Genomic DNA, 25,932 nt, shown 5'->3' on the forward strand with positions numbered 1-25,932 from the left:
TGAGTTTTTATGGAATAACTTTAAGGTTTTCCATACTCGTATTGTTTAAGCTTATTTTATTTTTACTGAAAACCATAAAACTTACTTCATACTTATATGAACAAAACCTCCCACAATAAATTAGTAGCCTTCATTTGGTCTATTGCAGACGATTGTCTTCGAGATGTTTACGTACGTGGTAAATACCGCGACGTTATTTTACCAATGATTGTTTTACGCAGATTAGACGCACTTTTAGAACCTACCAAAGAGGCTGTTTTAGAAGAACTCGCGTTTCAACGTGATGAAGCCGGCTTTACCGAATGGGATGAAAACGGACTACGAGATGCATCTGGCTATGTGTTTTACAATACCAGTAAATGGACATTGCAACAGTTAAAAGATACCGCTACCAATAGCGCACAGATATTACAAGCTAATTTTGAAGATTACTTGAATGGTTTTAGTCCTAATGTGAAGGAAATCATAGAGAAATTCAAACTGCGCAGTCAAGTACGTCATATGGCAAGCAAAGATGTATTGCTAGATGTGTTAGAAAAATTCACTTCGCCATACATCAACCTCACACCTTTTGAAAAGGAAGACCCAGAAGGCAGAAAATTACCTGCACTATCTAATTTAGGTATGGGGTATGTTTTTGAAGAACTCATTAGAAAGTTCAACGAAGAAAACAACGAAGAAGCTGGGGAACACTTTACACCTCGTGAAGTGATTGATTTAATGACACACATTATTTTCGACCCGATTAAAGACAATTTACCACCGGTAATGACCATTTACGATCCTGCTTGTGGTTCTGGTGGAATGTTAACCGAAAGCCAAAACTTTATCAAAGATGAAGAAGGGAGTATACGTGCGATGGGCGATGTCTATTTATTCGGGAAAGAAATCAACGACGAAACCTACGCCATTTGTAAATCTGATATGATGATTAAAGGCAACGATCCAGCCAACATACGTGTAGGTTCTACCTTATCTACCGATGAATTTGCAGGTAAAAGCTTCGATTTTATGCTCTCTAATCCGCCTTACGGAAAATCCTGGAGTAGTGAAAAAAAGTACATTAAAGATGGCAAAGACGTTATTGACGAACGTTTTAAAATTCAACTCAAAAATTATTGGGGCGTTTTAGAAGAGGTAGATGCCGTACCACGTTCTAGCGATGGGCAATTACTGTTTTTAATGGAAATGGTCTCTAAAATGAAACCTCTACACCAAAGCGCAACAGGTACACGTATTGCCTCTGTGCATAATGGGAGTAGCTTGTTTACAGGCGATGCAGGTGGTGGCGAAAGCAACATACGCCGTTACATAATAGAAAACGATCGGTTAGAAGCAATTGTGCAACTACCCAACAACCTGTTTTACAACACAGGCATTACCACCTATATCTGGATTTTAAGCAACAACAAAGCCGCACACCGTAAAGGTAAAGTACAACTCATTGATGCCAATGCTTTGTATAAAAAACTACGCAAAAACTTAGGAAACAAAAATTGCGAACTCACACCAGAACACATTACTGAAATCGTCAACTGCTATACAAATTTAGAAACCAAAGAAGCCGAAGGAGAAGAAACATTAGCGGCACAAGTATTTGATAATACCGATTTTGGCTATTACAAAGCCACTATAGAACGCCCAAAACGTTTAAAGGCACAGTTTACCAACGCGCGTGTAGAGACTTTACGTTACGATAGCCGTTTGCTAGAGCCTATGCAATGGGCATATCAAGAATTTGGTGAGGCTATTTACACCCATACCGCACAGTACAAAGACCAAATTTTAGAATGGTGTGAAGCACAAGATTTAAATCTGTCTTCTGCCCATAAAACCAAACTCACAAAAAAGGACACTTGGCAAAAACATTTGGCATTGGTAACCGCTGCCAAAGCCTTACAAAATGTATTTGGCGATAAGGAATATACCGACTTTAATGTATTTGTAGAAGACATAGATGCCGAATTAAAAGCCCAAAGTCTAAAACTAAGTGCTAGCGAGAAAAAAGCCATTTTAAATGCGGTGAGTTGGTACGATGCCGAAGCCGAAAAAGTCATTAAAAAAACCGTAAAACTTACTGGCGATAAACTTGCTCAACTTTTACAACATTTAGATTGCGAAGAAGCCGACTTACCAGACTTTGGGTATTACCCAACTGAAAGAGCAGGACAGTACATCACTTACGAAACCGAAAGCGACCTACGCGACACCGAAAACGTACCGCTAAAAGATAACATACACAGCTACTTTAAACGCGAAGTACAGCCACACGTACCCGAAGCTTGGATTAATTTAGACGCCACCAAAATTGGGTATGAAATTAGCTTTAACAAATACTTTTACAAGCATATACCTTTACGAAGTATAGAAGCCGTCACTGCCGATATTTTGGAGCTAGAACAACAAAGCGATGGTTTAATTGCAGATATTTTAAACTTAGCCTAATGGTAGAAACGGAAATTAAAATACAGCGTTACGAGAGTTATAAAGACTCTGGTGTAGAATGGTTAGGTGAAATTCCTGAGCATTGGGAAACAAGAAGAATTAAATATATTTTCAATGAGATAAATGAAAGAAGTGAAGATGGAAATGAAGATTTATTGTCTGTCTCTCAATATACAGGAGTAACAAATAAAAGTGATAAAGTTGAAGCAGGTGGTATGCTTACAAATGCTGAAACATTAGAAGGATATAAAAAAGTAGCAAAGGGTGATTTAGTTAGTAATATTATGCTTGCTTGGAATGGAAGTCTAGGGTTTTCGCCATTTAATGGAATAACTAGTCCAGCTTATTCTATTTATAGAATTTATGGCGAAAACGATAATCGATATTTTCATTATTTATTGAGAACAGAACTATATAAAGCTGAGTTTAAAAGAAATTCTTCTGGTGTAATTGAAAGTAGATTACGTTTGTATACCGATGATTTTTTTAAAATAGAAGCAATCCTTCCACCACTCCCAGAACAAACCGCCATTGCCCAATTTTTAGACGACAAAACCACCAAAATAGACCAAGCGATTGCCATAAAACAGCAACAAATAGCCCTATTAAAAGAACGTAAACAAATCCTCATACACAAAGCAGTAACTCGTGGTGTGCCCAAGCGTCATCCTGAACTTGATTCAGGATCTCATCCTGTAAAACTAAAAGACGCTGGTGTAGAATGGATAGGCGAGATTCCTGAGCATTGGGAGGTTGCTTCAGTAAAATATATTTTAGAAATCCCGATAACAGATGGACCACATACAACACCCCAATTATATGAAGTTGGAATACCTTTTATTTCAGCTGAAGCAATTAAAAATGGAAAAATTGACTTTAATAAAAAACGTGGTTTTATTTCTGAAAAGGATCATCAGCTTTTTTGCTTAAAATATAAACCTAAAAGAAATGATATTTATATGGTAAAATCTGGAGCAACTACGGGAAATATAGCAATGGTTAATACAGATGAAGAGTTTAGTATTTGGTCACCATTAGCTGTTTTTAGAACAAACAATGACCGAATGTTACCAAGTTTTTTATACAACTTTCTGGAATCTCAAGCATTCAAAAAGGGAGTAGAATTAAGTTGGAGCTTTGGTACGCAACAAAATATAGGTATGGGAGTTCTTTCTAATTTGCCAATATCGATTCCACCACTTTCCGAGCAAAAAGAAATCGCCAACTATATAGAAACGGCATCGGCTAAAATAGAAAACGCCATCAACCTAAAAGAGCAAGAAATAAGCAAGCTACAAGAGTATAAAAGTAGTCTCATCAATAGTGTGGTAACGGGTAAGGTTAAAGTATTATAATTATGTGGAGAAAAATAATTGCTTGGTTAATAAGAAGAAAATGGTTTTACAGAATTGTAGGTTTTGGGGCTTTTACCTTCTTAATTTTCGAACTGAATTTACCCAAATTACCACAAGAAGCCATTCCAGATTATTTAAAAATAGAAGAATCGTATGGCCCAATTGCAAAGACTGTTCTTGGATATATTGTAGACAGATTCGCTGGCGGCACAAATTATTGGAATGTGGCAATTACATTTATCCTTGTTGTTTATTGCTTATATCTAGAGAAACAAAGATTTGAAAGTAAGGGTAAAACTTTTAATTTCTTTGGAATTTTTCAAAACATCAATCAAACAATTAATGAAAATGAAGAAGATTAGATTTTTTGGATTGTTTCAGTTTATAAATCAAACGTATAATCAAATAGTTCGCCATCCATATGAGGTAAACAAAGACTATTTTGATAATCTAAAGACGCGTCATTTTACTAAAGAATTTACTTCAAAATATAATGAAAACCTTTTTGTAGATCAAGATAAAAATTCAGGTCAAACACTTATTAATGAGATACTTTTAAACAAAGATCATTTTCCATATTTATTAAACGAATTAAGAATTTTATCGGATTGGTTAGAGGATTTTAGTGAACAATATCAAAATCTTAAAAGCCTTTTAGCTGTTGAAGAAATTGAAATTAACAAGAATTCAAAACAATACAAACAGTTAGAGCTATTAGAGGTTAAAAGGCACGGTTATCTGGAGGCTATCAAAGAAAACCAGTCAATTATTAATGGTGGATTGGTCTTACCACTTGGGTTTAAAACATTAGATAAAACAAATCTCGAAATCCCGGAAGACTTTGTTTTTGAAAGGTTGCATGAATACAACCCTGAAAATCGTTTTATTGAAGAAGAGCCATCTGAACTATTTGCATTAGTTGTTGTTTTTAGAAGGTTATCAGAAATAATTACACAGCTGAAGACTGTAAACAAGTTATTAGAGAATCAAAAAAATGCTCAAATTAAATTTATTCATGGAAATGCAGGAATGGGTAAATCAAATTTTTCTGCATTTATATATACTGAATTACTAAAGCAAAATAAACCTGTAATAATTATTGGAGGAAAGTCATTTAATGGCGATCCAGATAGCTTTGCAACTATTTTCATGGATAATCTAATGGTTCCAAACAATTATCAAATTGAAGAAGTTCTTGGAAGGCTTAATAAATATGGAGAAAAAAATAAATGTAGAGTAACATTAATTATTGATGGATTAAATGAAACCAGTTTTGCCCATAGCGGTTTTAGTAAGTTATGGGAAAATAGTCTGGATAATTTTATTGAAACTCTAAAAAACTATCCTTATATATATTTGATAGCTACTTTAAGAACCTCATACGTCTCAAGAATATGGAATAATAATAGTATTCCATATGCCCAAATACAACTTAATGGATTTAAAGGTCATAAGCTTGAAGAACTTGTAAAGAAATATTTTATTGAATATAAGATAAACATTGATCCTGTTACACCAACAGATATATACTATTTCAGTACACCACTATATCTTGATTTGTATTGTAAAATGCTTAATGGAAATAAAATTAATCAAGTAGAACCTTTATTGGGATTAGATGGTTTTAAACAAGTTTTTGATACATACATAAGCAATCTTTCCGAAAAAGCACGACTTAAACTAGGCTTAATGACTAGAGACCAAGTTCTTGAAGGAATTGATAGAGTTTCTAAAGAAATGATTGATGAATTAGAGGCATTTGTCAATAAAGTAGACTACTATGAAAAAATGGAAGGAAAAGTAGTAGATAGAATTGAAGGTACTATAGGTTTGGAAATCCTTGAAGAATATTTAATCTATTTAGATGAAAATCTTAATGATAAAGATGTTATAGTCCATACGCAACAAGAAGTTGGTGGTTATTTACTGGCTAAAAAATTGATTTCTGATAATGGAAGTGTTGATAATGTAGTTACATCTGACTTTTTTCAGGATTATATTTTAGGAAATAGTGGGAAACATCACCAGCTAAAGGACGACATTCTTAAGTTTTTAATTGTACAAAGTGATTCTAACTCTTTATTATTTGCTAATCACATTGAGGAAGGTGTTATCAAGAAATTTACCACTTTAAATTTATTGAGATCAGAATCATCTGATGATAATAAAAAGCTAGCTTCCTTATTATTAGAAACAGACTATTCATTGGAGGAGGTTAGAACATTGATTAGTGATGCGTCTTTGACATTTTATGATTCTAGATCAAATATAAATTTCTTATTCATTAAAGAAGTATTATTAAAGCTAGACAATTATACATTTGATTTTGCGTGGACTTACATGATATATTTAAATAGCGCTCAATTTAGAGAGTTTTTAGATTATCATGTTTTAAATCCAGGTCATTTGGAAGCAATTTATGAAGATAGATTAGAATTAGAAGTTGCTATTTGGTTAACAGAAACGACAATAAGAGATTTAAGAGATAAAAGCACTCGCTTTTTAATAAGGTTTTTTGAAAGGTTTCCAAATCTTATTTTGGACAAAGTATTAGAGTATTCAAATTCACAGCGTACTTACATTCAAGAGAGACTAGCTCTGGTTTGTTATGGTGTTTGCTTGCGACTACAAAATGATAAGCATTTTATCGAAAATCATTTAGGCACGATAGCTGAAGCTCTTTACCAACTGCAATTTTCTAAAGAACCTAGTAATCCAACTTATAATTATATTGTAATTGATAGTTATAAGCATATCATTGATTTAGCAATTATTAAAGGAGTTTTCAACTTATCTGACGAAAATTTAAGTCGTCTTTCTAAGTACAGTTTTGTTAAAGATGACTGGTTTGAAATTACTCAAGCTGATATTGATAACGTTCCAATAGCACATAATTGGAGTTTGGATGGTAATCCAGATCCTTTAAGAGGAGATTTTGTTCATTATACAATACCGCGTCTAGATAATAGAGACCACGAGAGTCGACCATCTCATACGGCTAATATTTTTAAAGAGTTAATTAGGCTCGGTTATATTTCTGATATGCAAAATTTATCAGAAAGAGAACAATCGTTTTACTATGGAAATAGACTTTTAGGTAGTAAAATGAAAATAGATAGGTTGGGTAAAAAGTATTCTTGGATGGCTTATTTTAATTATGCTGGTTATTTACTTAGTATGGACAAGCTAGGGGTTTGGATAGAGGAAGATAGTAGTTATACCAGATATTATAATAGGCTAAGTGATACGGAAATTGAACCAAGTTATGAAGAATATGAGCCAATTTCAGAGAAGTTAATTGATGTTGACTTCTTTAAAAATAGGTCATTAACTGATGGTAGTTGGGTAAATGAACCAAATTACGCTTCAATAGAAGCTCTTTATGAAAGGGATGATTACACCTTATTGTCAGCATTTATTGATCAAAAATTAGATGAAAAGTACAAAACAAGATCGTGGGTGGAAGCGAAATCGTTTTTCGTGGATAAAGATAAAGTTGTGCAATATATAGGACAATTAGAGAACAGAGAATATGATTGGAATTTTAACTTGCACGATGGTGGTATGCTTTCGAAGACTTATTTTGGAGAGTTATATTGGGCAGATAATATTCCAAGTTTAAAAAGAGAGGGGCACAGTTTACCATTAGAATCAACTAAAGAAATTACGAGAACAATTTCTCACTTTGAAGTTAGGGAATCTGGTGAATTTAATTTTGAGGATGTTGGAAAGGAAATAACAGAAACAGTGAATGAAACCTGCTATTTTGAATATGAACCTGCACTGATGGATTTTTTATGGGAATCAGGTTCCGACAATGTGTCTTCATTGAGATGTGATGTTCCTTCACCAAATTTAGGTAAACATTTAGATTTAACTGTTAATTCCAGAGATACTCAAATTCTAGATTCTAATCTAGAGGTTTGCTTTAAAGAGTATCATTATGAATATGGGTTTAACTCTGATAATTTTCATTATATACGAACCGATTTATTGAAGAAATATTTAGAAGATACAAACCAGTTATTGATGTATCAATTAAAACAGCACACCTATGACCAAGCAACAGAGGCACACCACGAACATTTTAGAGGTATGCAGTTTGTTTTTTCTAAGTTAAACAGATAAAATATAGAAATGCAAAATCATAAAAATAAAATAGAGGCTTCGGATAAAAGCATTAATGATTTATTAAAAGATCAAAAGTTTTTCATAGATTATTTTCAGAGAGAATATCGTTGGCAAGAAAAACATATGGAAGCATTGATTGAGGATTTATCAAATGCATTCTTAAGGTCTTATAAACAGGGTGATAAAAGATCTGAGGTTGCTAATTATCAAAGTTATTATTTAGGGCCAGTAGTTTTTAGTGTTGCTGATGGGAAAAATTCTATTATTGATGGCCAGCAACGTATTACATCTATAACACTATTGTTAATATACTTAAACCATCTACAAAAAGGTAAAGGTAATCTAGTCAATATTGAAAGTTTAATATTTTCAGAAAAGTATGGTGAGAAATCTTTTAATATGACCGATGAAGATCGACAAGCAGTATTGAAAGGCTTGTTTGAAAACCAAGAGTATAATATTAAAGAATCAGATGATGAAACTGTGTATAATATTGTTGATAGGTATAATGATATTCATAATTTTTTTCCTGAAGATTTAGTCACAGATGCGCTTCCATATTTTATAGATTGGTTTATAGGAAATGTTGTTTTAGTTAAAATTACAGCTTATTCTGATGAGAATGCATACACAATTTTTGAGACAATGAATGATAGAGGTATGAACTTAACTGCCACAGAAATGTTAAAAGGTTTTGTGCTATCTCGAATAAATAATTCTACTGAGCGAAGTAAAATTAACGAATTATGGAAAGATCATATCAAAGATTTACACGATTTAGATAGTAATGCTGATTTGGATTTTTTTAAGGCTTGGTTTAGAGCAAAATATGCCATAACTGTAAGACCAAGAAAAGCTGATTCAGAAAATCAAGATTATGAGCAAATAGGAACACGCTTACACGACTGGTTTAAAAACAACTATATTGACAAATTTAACCTGTCAACTTCAGCTCATTTTTATGATTTTTTTGAAAAGGAATTTGATTATTTCGTAAAGGCTTACAAGTTTATTTGGGATAAGACGACAAGTTATGATTTTCAATGTCCACATTTATTCTACATAAACCAATGGGGAATTGCAGCTTCATTGCAAGATGCATTACTTTTAGCACCATTAAAATCAACAGATTCTGATAAAACATTAATAAAAAAAATGGATGCTGTTGCTCGTTTTATTGAAACATATACGGTTAGACGTTCAATCAATTTTATGAAATTTGGTTCCTCATCAATTCAATACACCTTTTTTAATATTATTAAAAGTATAAGAAATCTCGATTTGGATGATTTATATGCCGAGTTAGCCAACGAGTTACATCAATTAGACCAAGACTTTGATGCTATTTCAAACTTTCGTTTGCATCAACAAAATAAAAAGTTTGTTAAGCATTTACTTTGTCGTATAACAGCTTTTGTAGATCAAAATGTTGGTCGTGATGTCACCTATGTAAATTATAAAGAACCTAAAGGAAAACGATTTGAAATAGAGCATTTATGGAGTAATCATTTTGAAGACCATAGAGATGAATTTGATCAAGAATGGGAGTTTTCTGAAGTAAGGAATTCAATAGGAGCTTTAATACTTTTGCCAAATGGAACAAATCAATCTTTTAGTAGTGATAAGTATGAAGATAAGCTACCTCACTACCTTAAAGAAAACACCTATGCTCAAACGTTGCATCCTGATTTTTATTTGAAAAATCCAAATTATAAGAATAGTATTTTAAAGTCAATCCCATTTAAGTCACATTCACAGCTAAAATCAGATGATATTAGAGAGCGAATAGACGTTGTAAAGTCCCTTTGTGAAGAAATATGGTCAACTGATTATTATAATAATAAAAATTATACTGATAATTATGCATAGCCAAACCAACGAACAAGCATTAGAAGCAGCCATAGAAAAACACCTTACAGGAACGTGTTTAGAAGACCTAAAACAACAAGGTCTTGCTATAGACGCTGTAAACGAAGATGCAGCAATATACCAAACAGGTAAAGGCTATTATATTGGACAACCCAGTAATTTTAATGCGCAGTTTGCTATAGACGAACAATTCTTTTGGGACTTTTTACAAAGCACCCAAAAAGAGGAGTTAGAAAAATTACAAAAGCAAACCGATTGGAAACTTAAAATCTTCAATCGTTTTGACCGTATGATAAAAAAATACGGTGTGTTGCAATTGCTAAAAAAAGGTTTGGAAGTAGATGATGCGCATTTCACCTTGTTTTATGAGTCGCCATTGGCAAGCAGTAGCCAACAAGTAAAAGACAATTTTGCAAGCAATAAATTTAGCGTAACCAGACAATTACGTTACAGTACAGACAATCCAAGAGAGGAAATAGATCTGGTGTTGTTTGTAAATGGCTTACCATTAGTCACTATGGAGCTTAAAAACGCGTGGACAGGGCAAAACGCACGTGTACACGGTCAGCATCAATACAAAACCCAACGCGATAACAAACAGGCTTTATTACAGTTTGCACGCTGTATCGTTCATTTTGCAGTCGATACCGATGAAGCTTATATGACGACGAAGCTCAACGGAAAGTCCACCTTCTTTTTACCCTTCAACAAAGGCAACAAAAACGGAAAAGGGAATCCAGAATTACCTGCAGGTACTACCGGTCACAGAACCCAATATTTATGGGATGAGGTATTTACACGAGAAAGTTTAGCTAATATCATTCAGCATTTTGTGCGATTAAATGGTAAGAAAAAAGACCCATTAAACACCAAAACCTTGTTTTTTCCACGATATCACCAAATGGATGTGGTACGTAAAATTATTGCAGATGCTAGCGAAAAAGGTGTTGGGCAAACCTATTTAATTCAGCACTCTGCTGGTTCTGGTAAATCAAATTCTATTACTTGGGCAGCCTATCAACTCATTGAAACCTATCCTGTAAATGAAAATGTACCTGGAGCAAAAAGTGTAGAGCAACCTTTGTTCGATTCGGTGATTGTTGTGACCGACCGTAGGTTATTAGACAAACAAATCCGTGATAATATTGCTAACTTTTCAGAAGTAAAAAATATAATTGCGCCAGCTTATTCCTCATCAGAATTGCGAAGTAGCTTAGAGCAAGGCAAGAAAATCATCATTACCACCATTCAAAAATTTCCTTTTATAATTGATGGTATTGCTGATTTAAGCGAAAAACGTTTTGCTGTGGTGATAGATGAAGCACACTCAAGCCAAAGTGGTTCGGCGCACGATAATATGAATCGTGCAATGGGCAAACAAATAGAAGAAAGTGAAGACGATGATGCACAAGACAAAATCATAAAAGCGATGCAATCGCGTAAAATGCGCGGCAACGCCAGCTATTTAGCCTTTACAGCCACACCCAAACCGATTACGTTAGAAAAGTTTGGAACGGTAAAAGAAGATGGTGTTGGTCGAAAACCGTTTCATTTGTATTCGATGAAACAAGCCATAGAAGAAGGCTTTATTTTAGATGTATTGGCGAATTATACCACCTTGAAGAGTTATTATGAAATTTCTAAATCTATAGAAGACAATCCCTTATTCGATTCCACCAAAGCGCAGAAAAAATTACGTGCCTATGTAGAGCAAGACCAACAAACCATTAATACCAAAGCAGAAATAATCCTCGATCATTTTATTCCCAACATCGTGAACAAAAAACGATTAAAAGGGAAAGGCAAGGCAATGGTAGTAACACAAAGTATTGTTTCCGCTATTAAGTATTACAAAGCTTTACAAAGAATTTTAGCCGATAAAGGCAATCCGTTTAAAATCGCAATTGCCTTTTCAGGTACCAAAAAAGTAAATGGTATAGAATACACCGAAGCTGAAATGAATGGCTTTGCAGAAAAAGATACCAGACATAAATTTGATGAAGACGACTATCGCATTTTAGTCGTAGCCAACAAATACTTAACCGGTTTTGATCAACCAAAGCTTTGTGCGATGTATGTGGATAAAAAACTACAAGGCGTATTAGCGGTACAAGCGCTTTCACGATTAAACCGTGCCGCACCTAAGTATAACAAGCGAACGGAGGATGTTTTTGTATTGGATTTTTTCAACTCTACAGAAGATATAAAAAATGCTTTTGACCCATTTTATACTGCTACTTCTTTGACCGATACCACAGACGTAAATGTATTACACGAGTTAAAAGATGTCTTAGATGATGTGGGTGTGTATGAATGGAGTGAAGTAGAAGACTTTAATGAGAAGTTTTTTAATAAAGAAGATGCTCAAGTATTAAGTCCAATTATTGAAAAAGCATCCGAACGGTTTATTCACGAGTTGGAATTAGAAGACGATGAAAAAGCCGATTTTAAAATAAAAGCCAAACAATTCGTCAAGATTTACGGACAAATGGCATCTATTCTTCCATTCGAAATTTTAAATTGGGAAAAGCTATTTTGGTTCTTAAAGTTCCTAATCCCAAAGCTACCAGTGAAGAATAAAGACATTGAAGGCTTAGATGAATTATTAGAATCGATAGACTTATCCACCTATGGTTTAGAGCGTGTAAAACTAAACACCAGTATAGAATTAGATGCTTCAGAAACCGAAGTTGACCCACAAAACCCAAATCCAAGAGGTGCACACGGCACTGATGAGGAAAAAGACCCCTTAGATTTGATTATTCAATCCTTTAATGAACGCTGGTTTCAAGGTTGGGAAGCAACACCTGACGACCAACGTGTTAAATTCATCAGTTTAACCAAATCCGTACAAGCACACCCTGATTTTGAAGAAAAAGTGGTGAACAATTCCGACCAACAAAACAGTGATTTAGCCTTTAGAAAAATTCTAGATGAGGTAATGCGTAAACAACGAAAACAAGAGTTAGAACTTTATAAATTGTATGCTAAAGACGAAAGCTTTTACAGAGCGTTTTTTGATACCATGAAACGAATGTCGTCGGTTAATAGATGATTTTAGTGTTTAATTTAATGAAAAATTTTATATTTGTAACAGTGATAAACAAGCACTATTACGTATAGTCAACTTTAAACTTGTTTATCATGAGACAATTAGACTACAAACGAGAGGCTCAAAATCTTTATAGAAATAAAGAATTTTATGAGGCTTATCGCACTGCTTGGAATTTACCTTTTAATGAATTTGTAAAATGGTTTACAGATTCAAGTGGAAAACGGAAGCGAAAAAAAAGAAAGAATAAAAATCCGATCTACTATAATTCTTTCTTCTATAACAATTTTCTTATAACAAAACGTACAGATTGGCTTAACCAAAAAAATGCTTTGGATCTGTGGCAATATTATTTAAGAACTCAAAAAGAACCTATAAAAGAGTTTGAGTTATATGTAGCTCATAACAACCCTGAACTTTTTTGTTTAGGTTATAAGTATGAAAAAGTATTCTTAAATAAAGAGAGAATCCACTTTATTCAGTGCGATGACTTTCCTGTTTCTGTTAAAAAGGAATTAGAAATATGGTATACTATTTTTAATCGTTTTGAAGCTTCTAAAGAAGCTATTAAAAGAGAGTTTACAAATATTGAATCCAAACCTCAAAGGGTATTAATGACTCTACTAGCTTCATTTGAAACTTTTATTTTCAAAAATCCTAATGATAATGTAAAATGGCAGTTTGCAGGTGAAGCTTTAAGCTGGTTGGTCGCTATAACTCAAGAAAAATACGATTTAAAATCAGTTAAAGTTGCACGTGAAAAGTTGTTTAAAATATATTTTGACTCTGTAATATTTAATAGAGGTCAAAAGTTATTCTCTTGCGCTTACCAACATATTTTATTATTAGACCATATTAATAGATATGTATTTGAGCCTGGTTTAAAAGTAACCATTGATTCTAAAAATAATCTAATATTTAACGAAAGTAGAGAGTTTAATGAGCAATGGAGCAATGACGAATTAAGATATACCGTTAATGAACAAACCTATTATGGTTTTGGAGAAATACAGTATGCTGATTTTAAAAATAAAAACAAGATCAAGTTTATTAATGATAACTTGACTAGTAATAATATGCAAGGAAATACTAAACAGTTAGCAATAAAACAAGCTGTTTATGATTTAGGTATCAGAGATGAAGATTTAAAGCAATGGGGTATACCTACATTAGATGCTATAATTTCATTTTTACATGGTATTGCCTGGCAGAAATTTAAAACTATTGAGAACTCATTACTAGCATTGTCAAAAACTGGAATTAAGAGTTATAAAGAAGCAGTAACAAAGTTAATTAAAGAAGAAAAAGGTGCCGAATTAGTACTCATTTCCAGAAAAGAGGAACTGTTTAATGCTGTTATTAATGCAGGTATAAATTGTGAGGTGCAAGGTTTTAATAAACTTATTGATTTATTTTCATATCAAGGTAAAAGAGGTACAATTCAAAAATTAAGTCAAAAAGTAAGTTTATGGCAAAAGCCATTTATTCAAATTGGAGATTTTATTATTTCCCCTTTTAGTGTATTGACAAGTTTTACTGGTTTGTATACTATTTCGGAATCTATTTTAAGAAATTTTCAACCTCAAAATGGTAGAAGGATAGAAACTCAACTAGTTGAAATGTATAAAGATGAAAATTGGAAAACCTACAAAAAATCAAATAATCAAAAATATGGAGATGTAGATGTAGTAATGGAGGACGACTATGATATTATTTTAATGCAATTAAAACGCACTACTCAAAAAACAAATACTCTAGAATTGCATAATCAAACCAGCCAAGATAGAGAAGCAATACGTCAACTTACCGAGGCAAAAGAGAATACTAAATTGGATAAAAAAATACATTTATGGTATGTGACAACTGCACTAGAAAAAATTAATACGACAATGGAAGGTGTTTTGCGAGTTAGTTATCAGGATTTAGTCAATACCAAACGATCTATGGAAATTGAGAATTTAAATTTTAATTCATTATCACATTTTATACAGTTTGTTGAAGAGGATACATGGTGTAATAATGGAAAATCAAATTTGAATAATTAGAAGGCACTTTTAGAAATAGTCTGCTTTACGTAAGCTCAACCTTTAAACTATTTTATGAACACTCAATTAATTATCCCAAGCGTTAATTTCCATTTATGGGAACCATGCAACATGCGTTGTAAATTTTGCTTTGCCACCTTTCGAGATGTCAAACAAACTATTTTACCAAAAGGACATTTACCTAAAAAACAAGCGCTAAAAGTTGTACAAGAACTTGCAAATGCAGGCTTTAAAAAAATAACTTTTGCAGGAGGTGAACCTATACTATGCCCCTGGTTACCAGAATTGATTCAGGTAGCCAAGGCTAATGGATTAACAACGATGGTTGTTAGTAACGGAAGTAAGTTAACAGAACGGTTTTTAGAACAAAACAAAACATACTTAGATTGGATTGCCATAAGTATTGATAGTCTTGATTCTAATACCAATTTAAAAATAGGAAGAGCAATAACAGGAAAAAAGACCCTAACAAAAGAGTATTATATTGACTTAATTAAGAAAGTTAGGTATTATAGGTATGGAGTAAAAATAAATACTGTAGTTAATGCTTATAATTATAAAGAAGACTTCAATACATTTATTAATCAAACAAACCCTAAACGATGGAAAGTATTACAAGTATTGCCAATGAAGGGACAGAATGATGACAAGGTTGATGAATTTAAAATTTCTGAAACTCAATTTTCAGAGTTCATAAGCAGGCATAAGAATATTCAATATATTGTGCCAGAGTACAATGATGATATTACCAATAGTTATGTAATGGTGGATCCAGCTGGTCGTTTTTTTAGCAACCAAGCTGGTAGGCATGATTATAGCGAACCCATACTTGATATAGGTGTTAAAGAAGCGTTTGAATCTAGAAATTATAACTATTCAAAGTTTATTAGCCGAAAAGGATTCTATAATTGGGATTTATAATTTTGTAATTGTTTTTATTTTTCCAAGCTAAAAGGAGTTTCATTTTAACAATTCCTTTTAGCTTTTATTTAGTTTGGTCAACATTTATATTATTAAAAATCAAGGTAAGGTAGGTTTTTGGAGCCTACCTGATATGCCAACTGTAGATAAAGCCATTAAGCAGTTTATTATTACCAATTTAGAACGGGAGTTGCGTGACAGTATGTTACCTTGGATTGGTAAACAATGATTTTATGTTGATGTTATTGTGGTAACTAAATTTTCAATGGCTTCATTGGTCCATCCGGCAGCACCACTTAATTGGCCACAGTAGATAATGGTTTGAGTTTTGGTTTTGAAAAGGTGTGCCACAATGGGCTTGTCTTTCTTCTTACCTTTATATCCCAATATTATTTTTTTTGGATCCTTATTTACTTGAAAAATTTCCTTTATCTGTTCATGACTTAAATACGGACGCGCCCCAATGATGACGTGCTTAAACCGCTTATAAAAAGGACTTTTTAAAAACTCGACCCGTACCGGACTTGCTTTTTTGCCCTTACTATAGCGAGAAGGAATATGGTTGATTTCGGTTAAAAAACAATGGTCAAAAAAGGTTTTATCTCCTATCTCATACGCTTTTAAAAAAGGCTTAGTTTTGATTCCTTTCATTTCAGCGATTATTTGGGCATACTTCCCCCAAGTGTGAACGGCTTTTATTTTTCCAGCATGATAGCTTCTTGGGTTTTTTGGGTCGAATGGAGAAAGGGTTGCTGTATCATTTTCAATTAATTTTTTCCATTGTAAAGTATTGTTTACACTTTCGTGTAAAAAAGATAGTGGACTGGAATGTATATTAAAAGCCTTTTCTTTTCCAATGAATAACACATCTGCTTGCGGATTCCCAAAACCTATAAAATAAGGGTTAGCCAACCGTGGAATTTGTTTGATGCTGTTTATATTCACTGAAAAGTTATTCCATAATTCCATTCTTTTGTCAAGATTCTTTTCTTTAAGAAAATGTATAAAAGTTTCTTTTAAACTCTTGTTAGTTAACTTTTCATTTCTTTTTATGTAGTTTATATATTTTTCTTCTAAATTGTTGAGAAGCGACTCCATACATTAAAAGTAAAATGTAGTTAAAAACTTTCTAAATACCATTTATTCATTCGTTTAACAAGTGTTATTGTTACTAGACGTTGAGAGCTAGAACCTATGGCAATTTCAGTTTCAGCTTTATTCCCATTTATTTGAGTTTCTCCCATAATTCTTCCATTTTTGAAGTTTTCTACAAATTGATTTTGCATGGCAACAGGTTGCATGGCTACTAAGCAAATATACCTTGTATCTTTATCGTTTTCTCCATAGGGGTCACATACATGGCGTAGTTTATCAAAATCCCTATTTTGGGCCGCCTCAAAAATAAAGTCAATTACCCCTTTGGGTGTGTTTTGGAACTCAAACGTTTCTCTTAAATGAGTAAGTGATATTTCTTCTTTTAATTTTTCTAATTGATTTGAAATACGAAGAATTTTATTATTCTGCTCAGTAAGTTGTTTTTCTTTGGTTACACTTGAGCGACCTAACTGAAATTCGTTTATTTTTTCAAGTTTAGCATTCTCTTCAATAAGTGTCTTTTTTAAGCGATCATATTCTTGGGTTAAATCCATTTTAAGCTTAGATTTGCCCACTTCAATTTTTTCTAAATGAATTCTTTTTTGTTCTGCTTCTTCCTGAGTACGTTCTTTCTTACCCTCTCCACAAGCGATTAAAAGGCTGATGATGAAAGATGCTAGTATGTAGTTTATTTTCATATTTTGAGTATTTATTTTAAAATAGAGATATCTGTTTCAAATATATTAAAACTTTAAACTTTTAAAAGGTTATTCTATAATACAGCAAACATTTTGAAATAACGTAATATCTTTGAAAAATAAGAATTAACATTTCATACCAACAACGTACAATTTATAACCCCCATGACAACCCCCCACAACAAACAACCCTGGCCTACCAAAGAAGCGATGATACAGGTATATGAAAATAACCTGTGGGGCGGAGATAAAACGGAGTTTTATTCGGGCTTGGGTTCTCATGATCGGGAAGTGGTACATACGTATATAAACGTAGTTTCTGCTTTTTTAAAAGAGTTGAAAACGCCACCCGTGGTGTGTGATTTAGGATGTGGGGATTTTAATGTAGGGAAGGAACTGGTGCAATACGCCAAGGAATATAAAGCTATCGACATTGTCCCTGATTTGATTGCCCGTAATAAAAAAACATTCAGAATAGATACTGTAGCTTTTTATACCCTAGACATTGCCGAAGATGAATTACCTACTGGGGATTGTGCGATTGTAAGACAGGTGTTACAACACCTATCCAATGCAGAAATTAAAGCGATTGTTGAGAAGTTATACTCGTTTACATACGTGATCCTTACCGAGCACCTGCCGGATGGCTCTTTTGTGCCCAATATTGATATCCTTTCCGGGCAGGGCATACGCTTAAAAAAGAATAGCGGGGTTGATCTCTTGGCCGCACCGTTTCATTTCAAGGTAACAGCAGCCAACGAGGTACTATCCATCCCATCCCCACATTACAAAGGAAGGCTGGTGACAACGGTGTATACTCTATAATTACCACCGGCTGATGGAGGTAATTTATCAGAGAACTTTTTAAGTATAGGAACTATGCTGTACGGCTTCTACTTTTCGATTGTTTTAAAATGATATTTTCTATATTTTTAAACGTCATGGGGCTGGGTACGTGATGGGAGTTTTCCAATAAAAATACCTCTTCTAAGGAAGGAAAGATGCGCTTGGCTCGTTTGATCATTTTTTTACCCGGAAAGAGTATGTCTTTTTCAGCAGCAAATAGGGTTAACGGGGTTTGTATCATGCTCGCAGAGTCTGTAGAAATGACCGGAAGGGGTGAAAAATCCATAGAACAGTGTTGAAAAGTAGCCGACATAAATTGGACTGCAAAACCATCATAGTCAGAAAATAGAGCGCTCATGACCCTATGTATGTATGTTGAATGATGTGTTTTGATGTATTTTTTTAAGGGAATAAATACCTTAAACAAGTTCCGTAGTGGGTTTCCGTTCACGATATAAACGGGCGAAATTAAAAAGACCTTTTTTAGTGCCACCTCGCTAAACTCAAGCGCCTTTAAACTGATTAATCCGCCAAAAGAAAAGCCCACTAAAGTAACGTCTTGTATTCTTAATTTTATAATAACTTCAAGAAGCCATTCTCCATAATCCAGCGATTTCATATCCAATCTATTTTCAGCACTCTTAGTAGGTTGGGCAAGCACATCGACTGCATACACACAATAGGAGGAAGCCAAATTGGGGAAGGAGTCTAGTATTTGTGGAGCACAACCGCCGGTTCCGTGAATGAGAACCAAAGGAGGATTGGTGGTATCACCGGCGCTAATAACATGGGTGTCTCCAAACTTGGTTTGTACCAATTGTTCTGAATAGTTAAAAGGCAGCTCTTGTAACTTTTGTTGATACAGGGTAAGAATTTTTTCTTTTCCTTCTTTTGATTTAAAAAACATAGACTGTTCGTTTTTTGAATGATGCGTTATGAATTGATGATGACAATATTGCCTACTTTACGTCCGGTTTCAAGATAGTAATGGGCGTATTTGATAGCTGAAAGGCTATATTCCTTATCAATATGTGTGGTAAGCTGCCCTTGTTCAAAAAAGTGAACCAAATCACTAACGAGTTGCTTAAGCACTTGGGTGTTTTTCATCCCGGTAGCAGCAAACTTGACTTTTTTAGGTTGCCACAACATGCGCCATAAAATGGCTGCACTTAAAACCGGTGTCATAAAAATACCTGTAGCACCGAGTATGTTTTTAATTTTCTTGTATGATAATTTGCCAACTGTATCGTAAACTACATCATACGTACAGGTTAAATCCGCTAGCGTTACGGTGGTGTAGTCTAGTACCTCATCTGCTCCCAAAGATTTTACAAAATCAATATTCTTCGTGCTGCACACTCCTGTAACCGTGGCTCCCATAAGTTTTGCCAACTGTACTGCTGCAGTCCCTAAGCTTCCTGAAGCTCCATTGATTAATACGCGTTGGCCTGGTTGTACATGGGCAATATCTTTCAGAAAATGATAGGATGTTAAAAATCCATCACAGATGGGTGCAGCTTCACTATGCAAGATATTCTTGGGCTTTCTATCGATAACCGTGTCTTCAGCAATACAAACATAGGCTGCATTACAACCGTTGCTGAATAGTTTTTCGCCAAAAACCTCATCTCCTGTTTCAAATTGGGTGACGTGATCACCAACGGCCGCTACAATACCTGAGAATCCTGTACCCAAAGCTGTGTTTTTGGGTTTAAACAACCCTAAAAACAACCTGCCAAATTTAGGCACTCCTTGGCGCATCATGGCGTCTGCTCTAGTAACTGAAGACGCCTTTATCTGTACTAAAACTTCATTTGACCTTGGGATGGGTTTTTCTTGGTCAACTACTTCAATAACTTCCGGTGAACCGTATTGGGTATATATTGCTTTTTTCATAATAGTAGTATTTGTAGCAAAGTTGAGAACTCTTGCGATTGTAAACGTTCTTGTTTTAAAACCGGAACCAAGTAGGTTCTTTTAAAAAGGCAGATTAGTTTTATCTTTTTCTCTATCAACGATTATTATGATGGACACTCATAAAAGCTTTATCAAGGTAGTAATTGTAAATATTATCACTATTTTATACTATACCTACCCAAAATATCCATCAAAAAGTAAGGTAATGATTTTGGTAATCTAGTCTATAATCACGATTTCGCAGGTATGCGTGAAGGATAATTTCTCATTAATTTTAGTTTTTAAGTTTTAATACTTCAATGAAATGAGTGTCAACCCAAAATATATCTACATTTCCATCTTCTTCTGGGCCTACAATTCTATTAAAGAAAAGGTATTTTCCATCTGGAGTAACAGTAGCTGATGCTTCCCATGCTGCTGTGTTAATTTTATTACCCAAATTAATAGGTTCTCCCCATGTACCGTCATCCTCCCTATAACTTATATAAATATCTGAACTTCCATATCCATCCTCTCTATAACTATCAAATATAAGATAGGATTCATCTGGTGCAATGAAGGGATGGAAACTTCTTCCTGTATTGATTTTTTTACTAAGTAATTTTGGTTCTTCATATTTGCCTTCTATTAATCTTGAGTATCGAATATCACCGGTATAATCTTGCTTAAACTCATCAAAAAAATAAGTCCCTTTTGAAGAAGCTGTAAGACGCATAATTGGTAAATTATCGAAAGGAGTTTGGAGTTTTTTTATTTTAGACCAGGTACCATTTTTATTACGTTCTTTAAATCTTCCACCTAAATGCAATGTCTGGCCGTTTGGAGAAACGAAAGGCTGTCCCTGCCGATTAGATATGACGGTTTCATTCCATTTACCTCCTTCATTTTTAAAGACAACAAATTCCTGTTCTTTAATTCTTTCGTTTTTTCTGAGGAAGTAAAATTCTTTCATATCTGGACTAAAGACGCCGCCATATTCCCAACCTGCTGAGGTGACTATACCAGGAGCGAAAGGAATGGGAATTAAATCTGGAGGTTTTTGTCCAAGGATAGATCGTTGTCCTGTTAAAAAATTATTTTCCTTTGTTTCCTTTATCTCGCTCTTGCAAGCATTTACAACCATTACAAGTATCAAAGCATAAAACTTAAGTATATTATTTATCAATTTTATTTTATTAATAATTTATATGTTTAACTATAAGAGGCATCTCCTTTTTTTATGATTGCTTTAACTGTCATTCTCTTAACGCGTTCATCTTTTTTTTATGATAGTCACTCCCACTTAACTGATAGGCCTTGGTTACAAATTTTAAGGCATTCTCTTTGTCATTTTGAGATTCATAATACTCAGCCATGGAAGCATAAGCATTAGCATTTGTTGGATTGTATTTAATATTCATTTCAAAAAACATAAACGCCTTCTTAGGTTGTCCCATTTGCATATTCATGTAGCCATAGCCATTCAACATTTCGTCTATCATTGGCGCAGTGGGAACACCAAAATGTTCGGTATAGATTTGTTCTTGCTCTTTCAATAATGTAACCAATTCTTCTATAGGTGTTTCCGGATTATTATATTTTTGCGGCGATTTAAACTGATACCATTCAAAGAGAAAAATTAGCCCATCTCTTATAGATGGTAACGGAACAGTACCATGTAAATCTTCATTATAAACCTTCCATGAAAAATTTAATCCATTTTGTTTTTGGGATTTAGCATAATTTGAAAACTCAATGATTGAACGCGCAAACAAAGTAAATTCTGAAGAGTCGTCCATAATATTATTCATGGTTATGTCTTCATTCATTATATGTAATTGCTCTGCTGCTAAAGACACATAAAGGGATTTACCTTCATAACTTTCTGTACTCAGCTTTTCTTTTGCTTCATTCAATAATTTTTGGTTGTCCCAATCCAAACTTGGATCTATAGCTATATAATTTTGAAAGAGATGTTTATGATTAACCAACATATTTAAAGTAAACAAACCAGCATAAGAATGCCCAATTAAGGTACGATATGGAATGGTAGGATACTTACTATCAATATATGGTATGAGCTCCTTTTCCATAAATTTAGTAAAGGTTTCTGCGCCTCCAGTTTCACGGTCAAATGCGCTACCACGTCTCATTTTTATCTGTGAAGTAGTTAAATCTCTTGTTCGGTTGTTGCGATTAGAAATCCCGACAAGTATCATGTGTGGAAGGTAATGTCCCCAATAATTATCATAAACAGTTTCCAAAGTACTTTCTAGTGAAAATCCGTCCATCAGATAAATAACTGCATATTTTTCATCACTATCTGGCTGAAAATTATCTGGTAATCTTACCCAAAAATCACGGCTTTCTCCTAAAGTTTTAGAAAATATAGAATCCTCTATTCTATATTGAAATTGCGCTGTTTGGGACTCAGCTGTTTGTGCAATCGCTTGTTGATTTACTATTAAAGTTGATGCAATAAGTACTAGTAAGTAGATGTAATGTTTCATTATTTTGCTTATTAGTTGTTGTTAGTAGTTTTTTATTTTCTTTTCTATTGTAAATGAAGCAGTCAATCCAACGCTAAAATTTCGAGGTAATCTTTCTACTCCGAAAATTGAACGTGAGTGTTTGCCTTTTTCTTCTAGTACTCTTACAAATAAATCAGACCCACCATTAACTACTATTGGTGATTCATCCCAATTTTTAGCCGATTGGAAATAAGCATCTATGTGGTTCAATCCAATTATGTTGTCAAACCCTACTTTTTTGTCTATTTGTGCAAGTACGTTTAGCGCACATAACTCCATTGCTTTATACCCTTGTTCAGTCGTTAATTCGTTTCCCAATCTACCTTGGTATAAATATTCATCGTTTAGTGTTGGAAATTGAATAGCGACATAAGCTATATTTTCTCTAATGTTCACTGAAACATAATTTCCTCCTGGTGTTGAGACTTCCGGAAGTTCCAACCCTAATTCTGTGAGGTTTTTTTTCGGGTTTACATTCATTTTTGAGTTCTATTTAGCTAAGGTTATTTGGTTTATTTTAATTTTAAGTATTGTTATACTTTATTTTTTATATAGATATTCTCCTGCAGCTTTTGCCATTTGCTTATAATCATGACCTACATTAGGTATTTCTACAAGTTTCCAGTTAAAATTTGCTTTTGTTTTACTTGCATATATTTCACTAAACTTATAAAAGTTTCTACCTCTATCAATTCTTCCAACTCCTTGCTTATCTACTGTTTTTGATCGTAACATTCTACCTCTTGTTTCAGTCTTATTATCTAATTCTCCAAGAAATAATATTAAATTCTTTTTAAAAGATTTTTTTATCCATGTAGTGCTAATTCCTGTGTTTTTAAGTCCAAAAGGAAATTTTGTTTTATAATCAGGAAATGTATATGTTCCAGCATTTGAAGCAAGAATTTTATCGGCTTTTGAATTTGGATACAATAATGCAAATCGATGTAATATTTGACCTCCTGCAGAATGCCCAAACATATCATATGTTTTCTGACTAGACTTTGTGATTTTTTTTACTAATTTGAATATTCTATCGAAATCATTAAAAATCCAGTCTTTCTTATTTTCATTAAAATTAAACTTTATTACATCTTCATTTATATGCACTTGATTTGTGCCTTTCTTAAAAGAAACACCTTTTGAAAAATCTAAATCTTTTACAGTTCGGGCAAGGTGATAATTTCCATAATCGTAAGTTTTCTCGGGATAAGAAAGCGCTATAATTAAAACATTATACTTTTCTGATATTTCAATCCACGAATCTCTATAATCGTTTGCATTTCTACCAGCACCAGGAAGAACTATTAAATGCTTTGAATTTCTAGTAAACTTTTTAGGTTGATGATAAAAAACAGTAATTGAATCTTTTTCATGTTTTTTATTTCCTTTAACCCTAAAAAATCCAGAGCCTTCATTAATTGAAATATTTTGTGCGAACGTTAACTGTGTTACTAAAATGCAAACAATTAGCGTAAAAACTTTATGTTTCATAATAATATTTGTTTGTTGAGAGTAGTAGATATTATGAAGGTTAAAAACTATGCAATAGAAATAAAAGTTTCCACCTCTGCATTCTCTCCCTCAAAGTATTTTTTACCATGTACAGTAACATCTGCTCGATACGCTCTTTTTATTTCTTTATTTGCCCAAAGCTCTGACCATGTTTTTAAAATTGCTTCAGGCATTTTTCCTTTTGAAGTAAATTTTTCAGTATTTCCTACTGAAACTTCTCGTCCTACAAAATCATTAGGGATATCATCTAAACTACTTACAGGAAATCCTATAATCAATGTATACTTCATATAATCGCTTTCATAATCTGTATAAACGGCGTAAATATCTTCGTTTACTTTATTTGGTACTTGTGCTGCTATGTTTTCGTTCCAAAACCTATTCCAAAGTGCTTCAACATCTTGTATAGACTGTCCGTATTCATTAGTTGTTTGGGTAGAAACTCCAATTATTTTAAAATTGTTCATTTACTTTTTATTTTATAATTATAAATTCTAATAATTTGTCCTTTACCTTTTACACTTCTAACATAGCCACTTACAGCTTGATTTATTGAAATTGATAAATACCCAGAAAAGTAATCTTTATATTTTTCATAAGCATCTTCAACCAGACCAAGAGAAACTGTATTTATTGTAATACCATTTTCTATTTCCAACGCTACAGCTCTAGTAAAACTATGTATAGCCCCATTTACCTTGGCGGCACTTGCTGTTTTATTATAGGACCATCGGCCAAAACACCAGTTGAAAGTGTTATAGACCCATTGGCATTTAAATAATCCTTACCCATGCGAACAAGATTAACCTGTCTCATAAGTTTACTTTTAATACCAATATAGTAATTGTCTTCGGTCAGATTATTAAAATCGTCCCATTTAGCCTCACCTGTAATACTAATTATAGCGTCTACTTTACCAACAGTTTCAAACATTTTTTTATAGATGTGCTATCAGTAATATCAACAATATAATCGCCTTTGGTTTTACTAGCAATTAACATTTTATATTGTTATTTAAAATGTTCTGAGATTACTTTACCTAAGTTCCGTAACCACCAATTATTACTATTTTCATGTTATGCTATTTAAAATTTATGTTCGAAATGAAACCCTAGAATACTAAACCCCTCTTTATAATAGAACTTATGAGATCTTGAATTACTTACATAAGTATTTAAACCAATACCTGTATATTCATTTTTTAATGCCCATTCTTTTATGTGATTGATTAAATACTTCCCTAAACCATTAGATTGAATTTTAGAATCAACAACTACATTGTCTAACTCTAAATGCTTGCCTCTATACATGCGAATGGTTGTCCAACCACTAGAGATTGCTACTAATTTGGTTTCACTAAATATTGCAAAACAATTATAATTAGGAAGCTTAACCATTTCATTTAATGTTTTCTCTAAAAAATTGATATCCTTATTTGGGTTTAATTGATGTACTAATTGTAACACATCGATTTTATAATCTATTGGATTTATAAGTCTGAACTCTATATTTTCCATTATTAATTAACTTATGATT

The 25,932-nt window shown here is 33.2% G+C and carries 21 protein-coding genes; 9 read left to right on the forward strand and 12 right to left on the reverse strand.

Annotated features, from left to right (window positions below):
• Positions 1-96 precede the first annotated feature (96 nt).
• The 8 genes from INR76_RS07845 to INR76_RS07880 all read left to right on the forward strand — a co-directional run bounded on the left by INR76_RS07845 (position 97) and on the right by INR76_RS07880 (position 15,818).
• Positions 97-2,445: a class I SAM-dependent DNA methyltransferase gene (locus INR76_RS07845; RefSeq protein ID WP_223107358.1), complete on the forward strand. Its 2,349-nt coding sequence runs from the start codon at positions 97-99 to the stop codon at positions 2,443-2,445.
• Positions 2,445-3,800, forward strand: a complete 1,356-nt coding sequence (locus tag INR76_RS07850) for a restriction endonuclease subunit S (RefSeq protein WP_223107359.1) — start codon at positions 2,445-2,447, stop codon at positions 3,798-3,800. Before INR76_RS07845 ends, INR76_RS07850 begins: the two co-directional genes overlap by 1 nt.
• 2 nt (positions 3,801-3,802) lie before the next feature.
• Positions 3,803-4,162: a hypothetical protein gene (locus tag INR76_RS07855; RefSeq protein ID WP_223107360.1), complete on the forward strand. Its 360-nt coding sequence runs from the start codon at positions 3,803-3,805 to the stop codon at positions 4,160-4,162.
• Positions 4,149-7,928: a hypothetical protein gene (locus INR76_RS07860; protein WP_223107361.1), complete on the forward strand. Its 3,780-nt coding sequence runs from the start codon at positions 4,149-4,151 to the stop codon at positions 7,926-7,928. Before INR76_RS07855 ends, INR76_RS07860 begins: the two co-directional genes overlap by 14 nt.
• 9 nt (positions 7,929-7,937) lie before the next feature.
• A complete protein-coding gene (locus INR76_RS07865) occupies positions 7,938-9,800 on the forward strand; it encodes a DUF262 domain-containing protein (RefSeq protein ID WP_223107362.1) in 1,863 nt (620 codons plus the stop codon).
• On the forward strand, positions 9,793-12,855 hold the full coding sequence (locus INR76_RS07870) for a type I restriction endonuclease subunit R (protein WP_223107363.1): 3,063 nt from the start codon (positions 9,793-9,795) through the stop codon (positions 12,853-12,855). The genes INR76_RS07865 and INR76_RS07870 overlap by 8 nt, the downstream gene beginning before the upstream one ends.
• Positions 12,856-12,944: 89 nt before the next feature.
• Positions 12,945-14,897, forward strand: a complete 1,953-nt coding sequence (locus INR76_RS07875; RefSeq protein WP_223107364.1) for a hypothetical protein — start codon at positions 12,945-12,947, stop codon at positions 14,895-14,897.
• 54 nt (positions 14,898-14,951) lie between these two features.
• Entirely contained in the window at positions 14,952-15,818 is an 867-nt protein-coding gene (locus INR76_RS07880; RefSeq protein WP_255592539.1) for a viperin family antiviral radical SAM protein, read from the forward strand.
• A gap of 231 nt (positions 15,819-16,049) precedes the next feature.
• Here INR76_RS07880 and INR76_RS07885 read toward each other — a convergent pair whose 3' ends face one another.
• Both INR76_RS07885 and INR76_RS07890 read right to left on the reverse strand, forming a co-directional pair.
• A complete protein-coding gene (locus tag INR76_RS07885) occupies positions 16,050-16,916 on the reverse strand; it encodes a hypothetical protein (RefSeq protein WP_223107366.1) in 867 nt (288 codons plus the stop codon).
• Between the two features lie 20 nt (positions 16,917-16,936).
• The gene (locus INR76_RS07890; protein ID WP_223107367.1) at positions 16,937-17,611 is read right to left on the reverse strand and encodes a hypothetical protein; all 675 of its coding nucleotides are present in this window, start codon (positions 17,609-17,611) and stop codon (positions 16,937-16,939) included.
• Between the two features lie 165 nt (positions 17,612-17,776).
• On the opposite strand from INR76_RS07890, the gene INR76_RS07895 reads away from it, so the two are divergent.
• Positions 17,777-18,436: a class I SAM-dependent methyltransferase gene (locus INR76_RS07895; RefSeq protein WP_223107368.1), complete on the forward strand. Its 660-nt coding sequence runs from the start codon at positions 17,777-17,779 to the stop codon at positions 18,434-18,436.
• Between the two features lie 52 nt (positions 18,437-18,488).
• Here INR76_RS07895 and INR76_RS07900 read toward each other — a convergent pair whose 3' ends face one another.
• From INR76_RS07900 to INR76_RS07940, 10 genes are all read right to left on the reverse strand, one after another.
• Positions 18,489-19,364 carry an alpha/beta fold hydrolase gene (locus INR76_RS07900; protein WP_223107369.1) on the reverse strand — a complete coding sequence of 292 codons (876 nt, stop codon included), beginning with the start codon at positions 19,362-19,364 and terminating at the stop codon, positions 18,489-18,491.
• A gap of 26 nt (positions 19,365-19,390) precedes the next feature.
• On the reverse strand, positions 19,391-20,353 hold the full coding sequence (locus INR76_RS07905; RefSeq protein WP_223107370.1) for an NAD(P)-dependent alcohol dehydrogenase: 963 nt from the start codon (positions 20,351-20,353) through the stop codon (positions 19,391-19,393).
• A gap of 295 nt (positions 20,354-20,648) precedes the next feature.
• The gene (locus INR76_RS07910; protein ID WP_223107371.1) at positions 20,649-21,509 is read right to left on the reverse strand and encodes a hypothetical protein; all 861 of its coding nucleotides are present in this window, start codon (positions 21,507-21,509) and stop codon (positions 20,649-20,651) included.
• A 100-nt stretch (positions 21,510-21,609) separates the two neighbouring features.
• Complete coding sequence (locus tag INR76_RS07915) at positions 21,610-22,863, reverse strand: alpha/beta hydrolase-fold protein (protein WP_223107372.1); 1,254 nt, start codon at positions 22,861-22,863, stop codon at positions 21,610-21,612.
• 21 nt (positions 22,864-22,884) lie between these two features.
• Positions 22,885-23,364, reverse strand: coding sequence for a RidA family protein (locus INR76_RS07920; RefSeq protein ID WP_223107373.1), 480 nt, complete (start codon positions 23,362-23,364; stop codon positions 22,885-22,887).
• Between the two features lie 60 nt (positions 23,365-23,424).
• Positions 23,425-24,375, reverse strand: a complete 951-nt coding sequence (locus INR76_RS07925; protein ID WP_223107374.1) for a hypothetical protein — start codon at positions 24,373-24,375, stop codon at positions 23,425-23,427.
• Between the two features lie 47 nt (positions 24,376-24,422).
• Positions 24,423-24,863, reverse strand: a complete 441-nt coding sequence (locus INR76_RS07930) for a GyrI-like domain-containing protein (protein WP_223107375.1) — start codon at positions 24,861-24,863, stop codon at positions 24,423-24,425.
• Positions 24,860-25,054: a hypothetical protein gene (locus INR76_RS14025; protein ID WP_370632388.1), complete on the reverse strand. Its 195-nt coding sequence runs from the start codon at positions 25,052-25,054 to the stop codon at positions 24,860-24,862. Before INR76_RS14025 ends, INR76_RS07930 begins: the two co-directional genes overlap by 4 nt.
• 35 nt (positions 25,055-25,089) lie before the next feature.
• Positions 25,090-25,329, reverse strand: a complete 240-nt coding sequence (locus tag INR76_RS14030) for a hypothetical protein (protein ID WP_370632389.1) — start codon at positions 25,327-25,329, stop codon at positions 25,090-25,092.
• A 152-nt stretch (positions 25,330-25,481) separates the two neighbouring features.
• Positions 25,482-25,913: a GNAT family N-acetyltransferase gene (locus INR76_RS07940; RefSeq protein WP_223107376.1), complete on the reverse strand. Its 432-nt coding sequence runs from the start codon at positions 25,911-25,913 to the stop codon at positions 25,482-25,484.
• Between the last annotated feature and the right edge of the window lie 19 nt (positions 25,914-25,932).

Source organism: Marixanthomonas sp. SCSIO 43207 (genome assembly GCF_019904255.1).
GTDB lineage: Bacteria > Bacteroidota > Bacteroidia > Flavobacteriales > Flavobacteriaceae > Marixanthomonas.